This is a genomic window from Streptomyces sp. NPDC026417, from assembly GCF_055567695.1.
Map to the genome: position 1 here is coordinate 143,004 of NZ_JBVHPY010000012.1, position 15,670 is coordinate 158,673.

A 15,670-nucleotide genomic window follows, 5' to 3' on the forward strand; every position below is an offset into this window, starting at 1 on the left:
ACCCTCCCCTGGGGGAAGGAGGGGTGGTGCGGGGCGCCCCACGCAGTGCCGGACCCGACGCGAGGGCGGGTCCGGCGGGCCCGGACCCGCCCGCGGGCGTGCGCGGTCAGCGACCGGCGCTCTCCGGGGCCGCTCCGGCCTCCCGTACGGAGGCACCGTCCGGTACGACGGTGCCCTCCGGCACGGAAGCACCCGCCAGCACGGCGGACGGCTGCACCGGCAGGGGCCGCGCCGGGGCGCGGCCGGAGTCGTCGCCGACGGTCACGGCCCGGCGTTCCCGGTAGCTCTCCGACGGGGACTTCTCCGGATGCACCGAGGGGTCGGCCCGCCCGTCCCGCGGCTCGTGCGGAGCGTCCGAGGAGGGCGGCGGAGCGGTGGAGGAGCTCCGCGGCGGGGTGGCCGTCCCGGCGATGGAGAGCGAATCGGGGCCGGACGACGGGGAGTCGGTGACCCAGCGCTGGTCGTCGGTACCGTCCCTGACCTTGGACACCACGTCCGCCTTCGGATCCCGGGCGGCGGGCGTGACGGCGATCTCCTCGTTCCAGCGGGGCAGCAACTCGCCCCGAACGGTGAGGTCGTAGCGCACGTCGTCGCCCCGCTTCGCGCTCCCGGCGGCACAACGGCCCAGAACGACCAGGCCGGAGGCGTCCGCGTGGGAGTCCAGGCACAACTCGGGTGCGGCGACACTGCGCAGCAGTCCGTCCTCCGCGAGCGACCACTGCTGGGTCCACGCGGAGGAGCACACCGCCAGCGCGGTCCCCGTGCCGGCGTCGGCCCGGCCACCCTTGATGTCCAGGCACAGGTCGGCGGCGAGGTTGCGCAGCCGGGTCCGGCGGGGAACCGCGGGCAGGCCGGCCGAGCCGGGCGGGGCCGACGCGGCGGGCGGCGTGCGGGAGCCCGGGTCGGGCGCGGGCGAGGCCGCGGTGGCGCCGCTCGCCCCGGTGGAGGCGGCCGGGTCGGCTCCACCGCCGTCCTGCGACCAGATGCTCGCGACGAGCACCGTCGCGAGGACGGCCGCCGAGGCGATGCCGAGGCCGGTGACGACGGTCCGCGTGTCGAGTCCGCGCTGTGCGTTGCGGGCCGACGCGGGGATCCGTGACAGGAGCCGGTGCCGTCCGCCGCCCGCGGCACGGGCCCGCCCGCCCCCGGTGCGTCCACCGCCGCGCGGACCGTCCCCGCCGAGGGGGGCGGACGCCTTCGCCTGCGCCCCCTGGCGGGCGCGCCCCGGGCGGGATTCCAGGTAGCGCCGCGCCCCCCAGCCGAGTACCGATTCGGCGAGCAATGGGCCCAACCCGCCCTCGAAATGGCTCAGTTGTTCGGCGGCGAATCGGCAGTGGCGGCACTCCTGCAGATGCTGCAGGACATCGGGCAGCAGGGCACCGCCACGCCGAATGGGAACATCGAGGAGCCTGTTGTGGAAGCGGCATTCCTTGGTCGGCGCGAGTTCCTGGTGGGCACGCAGTACACCCGTCCGGAATTGCTCACGCGCCTGCTCCAGTGCGGCCGTTGCGCCACCGGTACCGAGCCCCGACAGACCGGCCGGTACGGATATGGGCTCGGCTTCGACCTCCGTGTGCCACAGCAGGCACCGGGCCGGGCCGGGAAGGCTCAGGAATGCGCGCTCCGCGAGCCGGCGGTTTTCCGGCGTCACCGATGTCGCGGCCCGCAGCCCGCGCCCCCCGGCGGGTTTGCGCAGCTGCGGCAGAGCGGCGGATATCGTCTCGTCGCCGGACCAGTCCCGGACGGTGTCCCGGACCGTGACGAGCAGCAGGGGGCGCAGTGCGGCGCCGGACGCGCCCTGCGCCAGATCGTGCAGGACCTGGTGGAAGGAGGCGGCGGTCACCATGGAGGCGACGTTCGCCGAGGAGGCGAGGCAGACGACCGCGTAGTCGTACGCCGACTGCCAGTGCCGCGCCATGAGCAGCGCGACCGCGTGCGGCGCAGCGCCCTCGGGGTGGGCATTCAGGCGGAGGGCGAGACTCTCGTCGGATTCACCGGAGGACGGCCCGGGCCGAGGGGGATGAGCGGGCCGTGGGGGGTGGGGGGTGTGCACAGAGCGGATTCCTTCCAGGGCGCACTCCGGCAAAAGTTCCGCTTGCCCGAATGGCCCTTCGTTGGTGCGTACCTTATTGCGAACGCCGGGGAAAGCAGCCGGGGACGAGGCTGCACGACGACCGTCTGCCAGGGCCTTTTTCGGGCCCGCCGGCCTCCCGGAATACCGAGTGGCGAATCAGACCTGGTCATTGCCCCTGCGCGGGGAGTTCACCCTTGCACACGTCGCGTTCGGCCAACAAGGCGTCCGGGGAACATCGACGGCAATTGAAACTAAGTCAATAAGCGCCGCAACTCATGCCGCTCGCACCGGCTTTCGAAATGCCACGCGCCCCGTGTGAAGAGGCCGCCCGCGCCGGCGCCCCGCGCACGCTCCCGGCGCGCGTAACTCCGTAGTCCACTGGGATCCGGCCCTTCTCGAAGGCCCCGCGCGGGACGGCGGCTCTCCCGCGCGAAACCGGCCGCCGGCCCTGCTCCTCCCGCCCTCGGCCGGCGGCCCCGGGACGTCTCCGGGGACCGGGCTCCGGACCCGGCCCGCCGGCACCCGGTGCCCGTCCGCGGTGCCCACGTGCTCGCCCGGCCGGCTCCGCGCGCCTCCCGAACGGCGAACTGCGCACCGGACACCGGCAGTTGTCCGGCACCCGTTCCCCGGAACGACCCACAACCCGTCGCGTACGGACAGTTTCTGACGAGAAGGCACACGACCCCCTCGGCGATCGGCTCGCCTCCTTCCGGCCCGCGGTCCGTTCCGCCCTGCTCAGGGCGCCGATCGCCGCCGTTTTCCCGGCCGGGGGCCCGGGACCGGCCGTCCCCAGGGTGCCGGGCCCCGTCACCCACTAGGCTGGAACGCGAGTGACGCGCTTGTTTACTGTGGGTGTGCGCAAGGGAGTGGCGACGATGGGCCCGGTCCTTCCCTTCGACGATTCGGCCTCGGCACGGGCCGTCGTCGACGAGAACGGCATCGTGCGCCACTGGAGCGAGGGCGCACGGCGCCTGCTGGGCCATGCGCCCGCCGACGTCGAGGGCCGCCCCGCCACCGCCCTGCTGGCCTCCGGGCACGCGCCCTCGCCGGACGGGGACCGCTGGAGCGGCACGCTCGACCTGCGCCACCGCGACGGCGGCTCACGGACCGTCCGCGTGCTCGCCCACCACCGGCGCCCCGACGACGGCGGCGCGAGCGACTGGCTCCTGGTCAGCGCGCCGGACGGCGGCGCCCGGCGCCCCACGGACGACCTCCTCGTCGGGGTGGCCCTCGCCCAGTCCCCCTGTGCGACGGCCGTCTACGACGACCGGCTCAGGCTCAGGGGCGTCAACGACGCCATGGCCGAGGTCATCGGCCTCCCGGAGGATCACGTCCGCGGACTGCGCGCCCCCGAGATCGGCGGCAAGCCGGAGAACGGCGAGCTCGAACGCCACATGCACGACGTGCTCGTGTCGGGCGTCCCCCGCGACGTGGAGACGTACCTGCGCGCGGGCGGCGAGGAGCACGCCCACGCCTGGCTGGCCCGGATCGCGCGGGTCACCGACACCGACGGCCGGGTACTCGGCGTGTGCCTGTCGGCGCACGACTTCACCGACCAGATCCGCGCCCGGGAGCGGCTGCGCGTCGTCAACGAGGCGAGCGTCCGCATCGGCAGCACCCTGGACGTCACCCGCACGGCACAGGAACTGGCGGACGTCTGCGTCCCCGCGCTCGCCGACTTCGTCAGCGTCGACCTGCTGGAACCCGCGGACCAGTCGGGCGACCCCGGTCCCGCCCCGGTCACCGCGCCCGTGACGCTGCGCCGCGCCGCCCACCGGTCGGTGAACCCGGGCGCCCCCGAGGCCGTGGTCCCGCTCGGGCAGACGGACGTCTACCCCGCCGCCTCACCCCAGGCGGACTCCCTGCTCGCCGCCCGCACCATCGTCGCGCCCGACGAGTCCGCGGCCGTCGCGGACTGGATGTCCTGGGACCGCAGACGGGGCGACCGGGTCGCCGAGTACGGCATACACGCCACCATGTCGGTCCCGATCCAGGCGCGCGGCGCGACCCTGGGCGTCGCCGTGCTCAGCCGCTTCCGCCGTCCGGAGCCCTTCACGGCCGAGGACGTCCTGCTCGCCGAGGAGATCACCGCCAGGGCCGCGGTCTGCATCGACAACGCCCGCCGCTTCTCCCGCGAACGGGAGACCGCGCTGGCCCTGCAGCGGAGCCTGCTGCCCCGCTCGCTCCCCCGGACGGCCGCCGTGCAGGCGGCGTCGCGCTATCTGCCCGCCGCCCGCGCCGGGGTCGGCGGCGACTGGTTCGACGTGATCCCGCTGTCCGGGATGCGCGTCGCCATGGTCGTCGGCGACGTCGTGGGCCACGGAATCCAGGCGTCGGCGACCATGGGGCGGCTGCGCACGGCGGTGCGGACCCTCGCCGACATCGACCTGGCGCCCGAGGAACTGCTGACGCACCTCGACGACCTCGTCGTCCGGCTGTCCTCGGAGGCCGGGAGCGACGGCACCACCGGCGAGGTCGGCGCCACCTGTCTCTACGCGGTGTACGACCCGGTGTCGCGCCGCTGCACCGTCGCCAGGGCCGGGCACCTGCCGCCGATCCTGATCCCGCCGGAAGGCCCCTCGCGGCAGCTCGACGTGCCGGCCGGACCGCCGCTGGGTCTCGGCGGGATGCCGTTCGAGTCCGCCGAGTTCGAGCTGGCCGAGGGCAGCGTGCTCACCCTGTACACCGACGGGCTCGTGGAGAGCCGCGAGCGGGACCTGGACGCCAGTCAGCAGCTGCTCTGCGAGGTCCTGAAGCGGTACGCGGGCTCCCTGGACGACACCTGCCGCGAGGTGCTCCGGACCCTGCTGCCCCCGGGCGGTGCCTCCGACGACGTGGCCCTGCTGCTGGCCCGGACCCGTGAGCTGCCGTCCTCCCAGGTGGCGGCCTGGGACGTGCCCGCCGACCCCTCGCTCGTCGCCCCGATCCGCAAGCAGGTCGTGGAGCAGCTGGACGCGTGGGGCCTGAGCGACGCCGGGTTCACGGCCGAGCTGGTGGTCAGTGAACTCGTCACGAACGCGATCCGGTACGGCGAGCACCCGATCCGGCTGCGCCTCATCCACGACGAGACGACCCTCATCTGCGAGGTGTCCGACAGCAGCCACACCGCCCCGCATCTGCGCCGGGCCAAGACCTTCGACGAGGGCGGCCGGGGACTGCTGCTGGTGGCCCAGCTGACGCAGCGCTGGGGCAGCCGGCACACCGCCGACGGCAAGACGATCTGGGCGGAGATCGCACTGCTGGAGGAATGAGGCGCCGCGGACCGCCCGGCCGGTGAGCGGACTCCGGCCGGTGAACGGGTTTGCCGGGGTCGTACGGCCGGGTCCGTGACGGTGCGGTCCGTGCGGGCTGCTTTCATGAACGGGCACGACGAACCGCGCCCGGAGGACCGAACCCTGAACACCCCGCTCGCCGAGGCCCTCTCGGTCCTCCTGCTCGTGGCGGTGCTGGTCTGCGCCGTGATCCGCCCGTTCGGCTGGCCCGAGGCGGTCGTGGCGGTCCCGGCGGCCGGCGTGGCCGTCGCGACCGGCGCGATCTCCTGGGACCACGCCCGCGCGGAGAGCGCCCATCTGGGCCCGGTGGTCGGGTTCCTGGCCGCCGTGCTGGTCCTCGCCAAGTTCTGCGACGACGACGGCCTCTTCCAGGCGTGCGGGGCGTGGATGGCCCACCGGGCGGGTGGCCGGCCCGGCCGGCTGCTGACCGCGGTCTTCGCACTCGCCTCGGCGATCACCGCCGTGCTGAGCCTGGACGCCACCATCGTGCTGCTCACCCCGGTGGTGTTCGCCACCGCGGGGCGGATGGGGGTGCGCCCCAAGCCCCACGTGTACGCCTGTACGCACCTGTCGAACACCGCCTCGCTGCTGCTGCCGGTCTCGAACCTGACCAACCTTCTGGCGTTCACGGCCAGCGGGCTGAGCTTCACCCGCTTCGCCGGTCTGATGGCGCTGCCCTGGCTGGTCGCCATCGGCGCGGAGTACGTGGTGTTCCGGCGCTTCTTCGCCCGCGACCTGAACGCCGCCGCCCCCACGCCGGGCACCGACGCCCCGCCCGGGGTTCCCCGGTTCGCCCTGATCACCGTGGGCTGCACGCTGGCGGGCTTCGTGGTCGCCTCGGCACTCGGGTTCGACCCGGCGTGGTCCGCGCTCGCCGGGGCGGCCGTGCTCGCCGTCCGGGCGCTCGTCCGCCGGCGCACCACTCCGCTCGCGGTGGTGCGCGCCACCGCGCCGGCCTTCCTCGCCTTCGTCCTGGCGCTGGGCATCGTCGTCCGGGCGGTCGTGGACAACGGCCTCTCCGACGCCCTCGGGCGGCTTCTCCCGGACGGAACCGGGTTCCTGGCGCTCCTCGGCATCGCCGCGCTGGCGGCCGTGCTGGCCAACCTGATCAACAACCTGCCCGCGGTCCTGGTGCTGCTGCCGCTGACCGCCGCGTCCGGTCCTGGCGCGGTGCTGGCCGTACTGCTCGGCGTCAACATCGGCCCGAACCTGACCTATGCCGGGTCCCTGGCGACCCTGCTGTGGCGGCGTATCGTGCACGAGCACGACCACGGCGTCGATCTCGGCGAGTTCACCCGGCTCGGTCTGATCACCGTGCCGGCCGCGCTGATCCCCGCCGTGGCGGCGCTGTGGACGGGACTGCGGGTCTTCGGAGGCTGATGGACATGCGGGTGATCGCCTGGCTCGTGGAGGGCACTTGGCCCGCGTGCGTGGACGCCGTGCGCAGCCACGCACCCCGGGCGGCGGAGGTGGCCCTGCTGCACGTCAGCGAACCCGAGGTGCCCGGCCTCGCCCACGGCGCCTTCGCGGGCCTGCTCGGCCGCGGCCACCCGGAGAACGACCCCGGGGACCGCCTGGAGGATCTCGGCACGGCGTCGGCCGTTCAGCTCCTCGACGCGGCGGCCGAGCGGCTGGGCGTCCCGTGCACCCGGGTGGAGCGCACCGGGCGGGCCGAGCGCGAAGTGGTCGCCGCGGCGGACGGCGCCGACCTGCTCGTCCTGGCCCGTGACGGTGACCGCGCCCGGCTCGGCCCGCACAGCCTCGGGCCCGCCGGGCGCTTCGTCGTCGACCACGCACCGTGTCCGGTGCTCCTCGTCTGGCCGGAACCGGCGCCGGACGTCACGACCCTGCCGCCGCCTCCGCACTAGGGGGTCGCAGCCCGTCGGGTCAGCGCCGGCCGTCGCGGCGCCACCAGCCGCCGTGGCCCTCCCACGAGCAGTCGACGGAGGAGCAGCTGTCCCACCCGTGGCGGCCGGAACCCCCGGCTGTGGGTGACGCGGCGGGGTCGGGGGCCGGCGTCGAGGCGGGTGCGGGGGTCCGGGAGGGCTCCGGAGCCTCGTCCACCGGTGGCGTCGACGCGCCGACCGTGTCCCAGGTGACCGACTTCAGCTTCAGCTCGTCCGTCGACGTGTCCGTCAGCCAGCGTTGGGCGGCCGAGTCGTCCGCCCGGGGTTTGAGGACGAGTGCCGCGCCGTCCCGCCCGGAGGCGGGCGTCAGGGCGAGGTCCTGGTTCCACCGGGGCACGACGGTGCCCTGCAGGGTGAAGTCGTAGCGCACGTCCCTGGTTCCGGGCGCGGACGGACCGGTGCACGTGCCCAGCACGACGGAGTAGCCGAGGTGGGAGTCGAGGCACAGACCGGGCACGGCACGGCTGCGCAGCAGTCCGTCGGTCTCGTACACCCACTGCTGGTTCGCGGCCGGGGAGCAGGGCACCAGGACGGCCTCGGCGCCCGCCACCGGAGTCTTCCGGTCGAGGCCGACGCACAGTCCGCTCGCGGCATTGCGCAGCCGCCCGCGGAGGGTTCCGACGGGGCCGTCGTCCGCGGCTCCCACCCAGGAGGGCGGCGCGTCGGGTGCCGCCTTCTTGCCCTCCCCCTCGGCCCCTTTGCCGCCGTCCGCGTCCTCGTCCGAGCCGTGTCCGACCCACGCGACCAGCGGTACGAGGACGCAGGCGCTCACCGTCAGGACGGCCAGGGCGAGTTGGCGGCGACGACGCACGACCCGCTGCGCCCGGAGCGCGGCGGTACGGGACCCCGCACGCGGCGCCCGCGCGGGACGCGGGGGCTCGGAGGGCTTGCGGGGTACCTCCGCGGGAAGCGACGGCCGCGGGGGGATCCCTCCCCGCGCGGGGTCCGGCGGCCGAGGGGGCAGCACCGGCCGCCCGGCCCCAGCGCCCGCCCCCGAGGGGGCGGCCAGGGTGGAATCGCCCGCCGCGGGCACAGCTACGGCGGGGTCGTCCTCCCCCACCGTCGACGCAGCCGCCCCGCCCCCGGCAGCCGACGCTCCGGCCGAAGCGCCCTCCGCCGCGGACCACGCCATCGGATCGGCCCCGGCGGCCGGGGCCGCGGTCGCGCGAGCCGCACGGGCCGCACGGGCGGTCCGCAGTGCCCGCTCCGCCAGGAAGGCCACCCGACCGGCGCCCTCGGCCGTCGCCGCGCCGGCCCGAACCCCGTCGGCTCCCGGCCGGGCGGCCGGCGGCTCGGCGACCGCTGCCGAAGACGCCGTCCGCCGGGCGCTCCCCGCCCGCCCGGCGGTGCGTTCGGAACCCTCCGCTGTCCGTCCGGTCGGTCCGGTACCCGCTGCCGGCCCCGCCGTCGGGCGGAGGTCCCGCTCCGGCCGGGCGGTCGGCTCGGTGCCTGCCGTCGTTCCCGCCGCCGGACCGGTCTTCCGTCCCCGCAGGGCGGAGCGGCCGGGCGTCGACCCGGCCGGTTCGGACGCAGGACCGCGGTCCCGGTCGCCGTCCTCGGCGGGACCCGGGGTGTCGCCGCGCCGGAACCGGAACAGTGCGTCGACGCCGATGCCCCGGGAGGGCCCGGCAGCTCCGCTGCCGTCGAGTGCCGGGCCCCGGACGGCGGTGCCGCGCGCCCGGTGTGCCGCGGCGCGGCGCGTGCGGCGGCGGACCCCCGCCGCGGGGGTCGTACCGGTCCCGGACGCGGGCGACCCGCCCTCGGGCCCGGCGCCGCCGCGTCGATCCGCAGCCGTGGTCGCCGCGGTGGCGCCGAACGGCTCGCCGCCGCGCACCGCACCCGGCGCGGGCGCGGCGTCCGCCGTCCCGGTGCGCCCGGGCCGGGAGTCGAGGTAGGCCCGGGCACCCCAGCCGAGCACGGCGTGGGCCAGCAGCGGGGCGAGCCGGCCGTTGCGGTGGTTCAGCTGGTCGGCGGCGTACCGGCAGTGCCGGCACGTGGTCATGTGGTCGCGCAGATCGGGGTCGAGAACGTTGTCGTCACGCCGGAGGGAGACGTCCAGCAGACGGCTGTAGCGGCGGCACTCCTGGTCGGGCGCCAGTTCGCGGTGGACGTCCAGGCAGCCCGCGCGCAGCAGCGAGCGGGCCCGCTCCAGCTTCACGGCGGCGTCCTCGACGCCCAGGCCCAACAGGGCTGCGGGCGCGTCGAGTTGCTCGGCCTCGACCTCGATGTGCCAGAGCAGGCAGCGGGCGGGCGCCCCGAGACGCTGGAAGGCCCGGGAGACCAGCCGTCCGGTCTCCGAGGGCAGCAGCAGGCGCGCGACGGGCTCTCCCCCGGCGGCGGAGCGGAGCGCCGGGTGGAGCAGCTCCCGGCGGTGGTCGGCGTCCCACTCGGCCGCGATCCGCCGTACGGCGACCAGCACCTCGGGCCGCCACGCCGCCGTCGGACCGCTGCCGCTCAGCGCTTCCTCGAACAGCCGGGTGAACGCGGCCGTGGTGAGCATTCCGGCCGGATGGGGCCCGTCGGTGCACAGGCGCGCGTAGGAGAAGGCGGCTTCCCAGTGCCGGGCGAGCAGATCGCCGACGGGCTGGTGCGTGGGCCCTTTTCCCGAGTACCTCTTCAGCTCCGTGGCCAGCTGCTCGTCCGTCGCCGCGAGCGAGGGGCCGGGTGCGGAGGAATTCGGCGGAGCCACGTCATTCACGTTCACTTTCCTCCAAGAGCCCGCGCGGCCATTAGTCCGTACCAGGAGTTCCGCAGCGGGAGGCCACCAGAAAGCCATATGCGTGCACGGGGAAACGGAATTGACCGCCCCCCGTCAAGCAGGGCACACCTTTGCACAGGTCACCGAGCCGGAACAAGAGATCACGAAACTTTCGTACCGTGTTCGGGAGACGGCAGGTTGACCCCTTGTCAATAAGGCGTCCGGAAGGCATTTCGCGGCGCTCACCGCCCCGTCCCGGGCGGGGCGGTGAGCCTACGTGCCCAGCACGTCGCGGAGTTGGGCCCGCCCCGTGATACCGAGCTTGGGGAAGATCCGGTAAAGGTGGAATCCGACGGTGCGGGGTGAGAGGAAGATACGCTCGCCGATCTCGCGGTTGGTGAGTCCGGTGGCCGCGAGCCGGGCGATCTGCAGTTGCTGCGGGGTGAGTTCGGCCGGCGCGTCCGGGACCTGCGGCCGGCCGGGGGCGACGCCCGCGGCACGCAGCTCCGCGAGGGCGCGTTCACGCCAGGGACGGGCACCCAGCCGCTCGAAGACGTCGAGTGCCGCGGCGAGCAGGGGTCGGGCCTCGACCGATCGGCGTCTGCGGCGCAGCCACTCCGCGTAGTCGAGCCGGACCTGGGCCCGCTCGAAGGGCCACTGGTCGCCGGCCGGGTCGGCGAGGGCCGCGAGGAAGTGCCGCTCGGCCTCGTCGGGGCCGGCCAGCAGGGCGCTCGCCCGCTGCACCACCGCGTCGAGCCGCACGGACACCTCTCCTCTGGCGAGCCGCTCGCGGACGGCGGCCAGGACCACGCGCGCGTCCTCGGCGCGACCGGTCCGTACGGCGGCCGCGGCGAGGTCGGCCAGGTAGTAGTCGGAGGCGTGGAAGTGCAGGGGCGCGGGCTCCGGGTCCTGGGTGTAGACGGCGCGGAATCGGTCGTAGGCCGCCGCGTGGTCCCCCTCGGCCAGTGCGGCGGCGCCCAGCGCGTAGTGCACCCGTACCTGCAGGCTGCGGCAGTCGGGCAGGTCGATGCCGCGGGTGGCGCGCTGCACGGCGGCGCGCGCCTCCTCGGTGTCGCCGCGCAGCGCGAGCAGCGTGGCCCCGAGTACGGGCGAACCGACGGCCACGTTCTCCAGGCCGGCCTCCGCCGCGGTGCGGTAGGCCTCGTCGACGGCTTCCCGGCACGCCGTCCAGGAGCCGTTCTCGTACAGGGCGAGGGCGAGGGCCTGGGCCACGGTGGCGTTGGCCCCGGCGGTCGGCGAGCGCCGCAGGTGTTCCAGCGCGGCACCCAGCAGACGTACCGCCTCGGCCGTTTCGTCGAGGATCCAGGCCGCCGCACCCGCGACGACGAGTCGCGACAGCCGCTGGTCGGACGCCGCGCCGGACTCGGGGCCGGCGGCAGGTGCGGTCCAGGCCGTGCCCCGGAGCAGGCCGAGTGCCCGGGACCGGTGCAGCAGCGGGTCGCAGCCGGCCAGGATCCACAGCCGGCCCGCCTCGTCCTGCTGGGGCGGCACACGCTCGGCCGTGCGCAGGATCTTCTCGCGGTGCGCGGATCCCCCCGCGTTGTACGCCGGTGTGGTGGCCGTGCTGAGGGCGTCCAGCGCCAGCCCGGGGTTCGTGTCCGCCGCGGCCTCGGCCACCGGGAGCAGGAAGCCGAGCGAGCCCTCGAACTGGGTCGTCACGGCGAGGGCCCAGCCCGCCCGGAGCGAGGCCTCGGCCAGTACGGCCGGGTCCTCACCGATCGCCGCGACCCGGGCGGCTATCTGCCCGACCCAGCGCGGGTGTCCGGCGTACATCGCCATGGTGGCGGCCTGCACCAGGCGTCGGGCGCGCAGGTCCGGGTCGGGGGTGAGCAGGGCCGCCCGTTCGAGTGCGGTGGCCGCCGCCGCATAGCCGCCGCGCCGCCGGGCGCGCGAGGCGCTGTCCTCCAGTTCCCGGGCCGCGTCCTCGTCGACGCCCGACACGGCGGCGGCGCGGTGCCAGGCGCGGCGGTCGGGCTCGGCGTCGAGCACGTCGGCCAACGCCCGGTGCGCGGCGTGGCGTTCGGCGTAGGTGGCACTCTGGTAGACGGCCGAGCGGACGAGCGGGTGGCGGAACCGTATGCGGCCGTCGTCGATGCGGACGAGTCCGGCCCGTTCGGCGGGCAGCCAGTCGCCGGGTGTCGCCGGCCCGTCCGCGGACGTCGTCGCCGCGGCGGAGAGGATGACGGGCAGCTCGGCCGTCTCCGCGGCCGCCGCGAGGAGCAGCAACTGCCGTGTTCCGGAGGGCAGTCCGGGCAGGTCCGCGGCGAAGATGGCCTGCAGCCGGTCGGTGAGCGGCAGGGTGCCGTCCTGCGCGGCGACCGGATCGCGGCCTGCGGCCCGGGCCAGTTCCACCAGGGCCAGGGGCACGCCCGCGGCCTGTTCCAGGATCCGGGAGCGGGCCCGCCCGGCCGGCGGCTGCGGCTGGACGTCGAGGAGCCGGCCGGCCGCCGCCGCGTCGAGGGGTTCGACGGTCAGCGTCCGGGCCTCGCGGGCGAAGGGAGCCGGGACGGCACCGTCGCGCGCCGCGACGAGCAGGGTCAGCGGCTCGCCCTCCAGGCGCCGGGCGACGAAGGCGAGGACGTCGAGCGTGCCCACGTCCAGCCAGTGGGCGTCGTCGGCGACGAGCAGCAGCGGGCCCCGGGTCGCCGCGTCGGACAGGAGCGTCAGGGTGCCCAGTGCGATGAGCAGCGGGTCCGCGGCGGACTCGGCGCTCTCCTCGACGCCGAACACGCCGAGCAGCGCCGCGCGTTGACGGGACGGGAGACCGGCGGCCAGGTCCAGGACCGGGCGCAGCAGTTGGTGGAGCCCGGCGAAGGCCAGTTCCGACTCCCCCTCGCAGCCGCGGCAGCGCAGCACGCGTGCTCCCGCCCGCCGGGCCAGGCGGGCCGCGGCGTCCAGGAGCACGCTCTTGCCGAGCCCCGGGCCGCCGGTCACCAGCAGGACCTGAGCGGTCGGCTCGGTCACCAGCCCGGCCAGCACGCCCAGTTCGGGTTCGCGGCCGACGATCCACTCGTCACCGGCCGGCGTCACGAGGCGAACCGGAGGATCGCGTCGGCCACCGCTCTCGGGTTCTCCAGGAGCATCGCGTGCGTGGCGTCGATGCCGGCGACCGTCACGCCGGGCCGCGTCGCGGCCAGTTCGGCGAGGTCCCGGGTGAGTCCTTCGGCGAACGCGGCCATGAGTCCGCCGAACCAGTCCAGGCCCGGGATCGGCACCGGCGGCCGCAGCGCGCGGCCGAGGAGGAGGGGCTGCACCGTGGACCGGAAGACGGCGAACAGGTCGAGCGAGTCGACCGCGGACAGCATCTCCAGCGCGTGCTCGCGCTCGGGCCGCAGCTCCAGCCGGCCGTCGCCGCGCTCGTGCGTGGCACGCAGGACGCCTGCCTCCAACAGGTCGTAGGGGATGCCAAGTTGACCGGAGAGGACGCGCTGCCGGGCGAGCAGGTCCTGCAGTCCGTCGGGCGGGAGGGGCCGCCCCGAGGCGGCGACCGCCAGCTCCCGGAGCTGCGCGAGGCGTTCTTCGACGCGGGCCGGGTCGAGACCCACGTACTGGTCGGGACGGCCCCAGCCGTAGCCGTCCAGATTGACCGCGCCGGGGGTGACGTCCGGGTGCTCGCGCGCGTACAGGACGGCGAGCATGCCGCCGAGGGAGTGCCCGACGGGCAGCGCGCCCGGGATGCCGTGCTCCGCCAGGACGGATTCGAGGTCGCCGAGCACCTCGGGCACGCTCCAGGTCCCCGAGGGCGACCGGCCGTGGGCGCGCAGATCGACCGCGAGCACCCGGTGCCGGTGCACGAGCATCGGCGCGACGGCCGCCCAGTCGGCGAGGGTGCGTCCCGCGCCGTGCAGCAGGAGCAGCGGCAGACCCTCACCTCCGTGGTCGTGAACGGCCAGTGCGCTGCGGTCTTTCGTCATGTCATGACAATAAGGCCTCCGGTCCGGGCCTCAGGATGAGGTCCAGCGCGGCCAGGGACCCGCCCGGGAACTGCTGCAGCCGGCCGCCACCGGCCAGGGGGCCGAGATCGACGGCCGCCCAGCCCGCACGCCGGGCGAGCCGGGCGATGCGGTCGTTGGCGCCGGGATGGTTCCCGGCGAGGAAGATCACACGGCGTCCCGCGGGGGTCAGCGGCTCGGCGCCGAGCAGGGCCGGGGAGAGGGTGTTGAACGCCTTGACCAGGCGCGCGCCGGGCACGAGGTCGGCGACGACCTCGCTGGAGCCGCGCCCGCCGAGGTCGGCAGGCGTCGCTCCCGGCCCGCCGAGCGGGTTGGTGGTGTCGACGACGATCCGCTCCTGCCAGTCGGACGTCTTCGCCGCGCGCACCGCCTCCCCCAGGCCGCGCCAGGGCACCGCGAGCACGACGATCTCCTCGGCGGCCGCGTCCTCGACCGTCCCGGCGGTCAGTTCGGGCCCGAGGGCGTGCACGAGTCCCCGGAGCGAGTCCGGACCGCGGCGGTCGCCGATGAGGACCCGCTCGCCGGCGGCCACGAAGCGCCCCGCGAGGGCCCGGCCGAGCGCTCCGGCCCCGATGATCCCGATGGGCATGGCGTGCCTGCTTTCCCGTGGTGTGCCCGGCTCCTTCGACGTGCGCCTCGGTCAGCATCGGGCACGGCCCGCGGAGTTGCTTCTGTCGGCTGACCGGACTCCGTGGCGCTCACCCGCGCTTGACGAGGGCGGGATCGCACGCTTTGATCACTTGCGTGCCGCGGATCCGACCCGGCACGCAGAGGTGCGCCCAGCCGGTAGCGGACTCGCTCCAAGCCCGGCCGAAGTCGCCAGGACCGCGGTTGCGTCCGAGGCGGGGACGTACTCGCGATCGATGGAGCGGACATGCCCGCCACGCGTGGTGCCCGCGGCCGGCACCTCGGGACCGTCGCCACGGCCCTGGTCGCCGCCGTACTGCTCGCCGGATGCGGCGCCGATGTCTCCGACGGGGCCGGACAGGGCCGGGAGAACGGAGCGGCGCACCCACGGGACGGGGTCCGGCTCCCGCCGCGCGCCGGGGGATTCGACTACCAGATCGGCGGGGCCTATCCCCCGCCGCCTGGCGTGCGCATCGTCAGCCGCGACCGCTCGTCGCCGCCGGCGCCCGGGCTCTACAACGTCTGTTACGTGAACGCCTTCCAGGCCCAGCCCGGCGAACAGGCGTCCTGGCCCGCGGATCTGCTGCTGCGCGACGCCCGCGGCAAGGTCGTCGTGGACCGGGACTGGGACGAACCGCTGCTCGACATCGGGACGGCCGCCAAGCGCAAGCGGGTGGCCGCGCGGGTCAACCGGTGGATCGACGGCTGCGCCGCCAAGGGCTACGACGCGGTCGAGCCGGACAACTACGACAGCTACACCCGCTCCCGGCATCTGCTGACCGCCGCCGACGCCACCGCGTTCATCCGGCTGCTCTCGGCGCACGCGCATTCCCGGCAGCTGGCCATCGGGCAGAAGAACACGGTGGAGCTGGCCGGGCGGCGGACCGCGGCCGGGCTCGACTTCGCGGTGGCGGAGGAGTGCGGCGAGTACGACGAGTGCGGCGCCTACGCGAAGGCCTTCCGGGACCGGGTGCTGGTCGTGGAGTACACCGACAGCGGCCTGCGCAAGGCCCGTTCGGGCTTCGGCGGCAGGCTGAGCATCGTGCGCCGGGACGTGCTCGTCTCCACCCCTGGCGACGCGGACTACGTACGGCGGACCCGCTGACGCGAACGCGCTG

Annotated in this window: 9 protein-coding genes; 4 read left to right on the forward strand and 5 right to left on the reverse strand. The window is 75.4% G+C overall.

Features of this window, described 5'->3' with window-relative positions; all coding sequences use genetic code 11:
* Positions 1 to 106: 106 nt before the first annotated feature.
* Positions 107 to 2,053 (reverse strand): RICIN domain-containing protein, encoded by a 1,947-nt coding sequence (locus ACZ4NT_RS20455; protein WP_467726736.1) that lies wholly within the window; start codon positions 2,051 to 2,053, stop codon positions 107 to 109.
* A gap of 896 nt (positions 2,054 to 2,949) precedes the next feature.
* Between ACZ4NT_RS20455 and ACZ4NT_RS20460 the strand changes: the two genes are divergently transcribed.
* From ACZ4NT_RS20460 to ACZ4NT_RS20470, 3 genes are all read left to right on the forward strand, one after another.
* A complete protein-coding gene (locus ACZ4NT_RS20460) occupies positions 2,950 to 5,325 on the forward strand; it encodes an ATP-binding SpoIIE family protein phosphatase (RefSeq protein WP_467726840.1) in 2,376 nt (791 codons plus the stop codon).
* 105 nt (positions 5,326 to 5,430) lie between these two features.
* Positions 5,431 to 6,726, forward strand: a complete 1,296-nt coding sequence (locus ACZ4NT_RS20465; RefSeq protein WP_183117127.1) for an arsenic transporter — start codon at positions 5,431 to 5,433, stop codon at positions 6,724 to 6,726.
* Positions 6,727 to 6,731: 5 nt separating this feature from the next.
* On the forward strand, positions 6,732 to 7,214 hold the full coding sequence (locus ACZ4NT_RS20470) for a universal stress protein (protein ID WP_467726738.1): 483 nt from the start codon (positions 6,732 to 6,734) through the stop codon (positions 7,212 to 7,214).
* Between the two features lie 19 nt (positions 7,215 to 7,233).
* On the opposite strand, the gene ACZ4NT_RS20475 is transcribed toward ACZ4NT_RS20470, so the two are convergent.
* The 4 genes from ACZ4NT_RS20475 to ACZ4NT_RS20490 form a co-directional block, all read right to left on the reverse strand.
* Complete coding sequence (locus ACZ4NT_RS20475; protein WP_467726740.1) at positions 7,234 to 9,942, reverse strand: RICIN domain-containing protein; 2,709 nt, start codon at positions 9,940 to 9,942, stop codon at positions 7,234 to 7,236.
* A 282-nt stretch (positions 9,943 to 10,224) separates the two neighbouring features.
* Positions 10,225 to 13,002 carry an AAA family ATPase gene (locus tag ACZ4NT_RS20480; protein WP_467726742.1) on the reverse strand — a complete coding sequence of 926 codons (2,778 nt, stop codon included), beginning with the start codon at positions 13,000 to 13,002 and terminating at the stop codon, positions 10,225 to 10,227.
* Positions 12,999 to 13,886, reverse strand: coding sequence for an alpha/beta fold hydrolase (locus tag ACZ4NT_RS20485; protein ID WP_467726744.1), 888 nt, complete (start codon positions 13,884 to 13,886; stop codon positions 12,999 to 13,001). The genes ACZ4NT_RS20480 and ACZ4NT_RS20485 overlap by 4 nt, the downstream gene beginning before the upstream one ends.
* A 1-nt stretch (position 13,887) precedes the next feature.
* Positions 13,888 to 14,514, reverse strand: a complete 627-nt coding sequence (locus tag ACZ4NT_RS20490) for an NADPH-dependent F420 reductase (protein WP_121407495.1) — start codon at positions 14,512 to 14,514, stop codon at positions 13,888 to 13,890.
* A 285-nt stretch (positions 14,515 to 14,799) separates the two neighbouring features.
* Between ACZ4NT_RS20490 and ACZ4NT_RS20495 the strand changes: the two genes are divergently transcribed.
* Positions 14,800 to 15,657, forward strand: coding sequence for an endo alpha-1,4 polygalactosaminidase (locus ACZ4NT_RS20495; protein WP_121407494.1), 858 nt, complete (start codon positions 14,800 to 14,802; stop codon positions 15,655 to 15,657).
* Positions 15,658 to 15,670 lie beyond the last annotated feature (13 nt).

Bases quoted from the DNA above. Each gene is read 5' to 3' on its own strand.
- ACZ4NT_RS20460 (WP_467726840.1), top strand. From the start codon at position 2,950: ATGGGCCCGGTCCTTCCCTTCGACGATTCGGCCTCGGCACGGGCCGTC.
- ACZ4NT_RS20465 (WP_183117127.1), top strand. From the start codon at position 5,431: ATGAACGGGCACGACGAACCGCGCCCGGAGGACCGAACCCTGAACACC.
- ACZ4NT_RS20470 (WP_467726738.1), top strand. From the start codon at position 6,732: ATGCGGGTGATCGCCTGGCTCGTGGAGGGCACTTGGCCCGCGTGCGTG.
- ACZ4NT_RS20485 (WP_467726744.1), bottom strand. From the start codon at position 13,886: ATGACGAAAGACCGCAGCGCACTGGCCGTTCACGACCACGGAGGTGAG.
- ACZ4NT_RS20490 (WP_121407495.1), bottom strand. From the start codon at position 14,514: ATGCCCATCGGGATCATCGGGGCCGGAGCGCTCGGCCGGGCCCTCGCG.
- ACZ4NT_RS20495 (WP_121407494.1), top strand. From the start codon at position 14,800: ATGCCCGCCACGCGTGGTGCCCGCGGCCGGCACCTCGGGACCGTCGCC.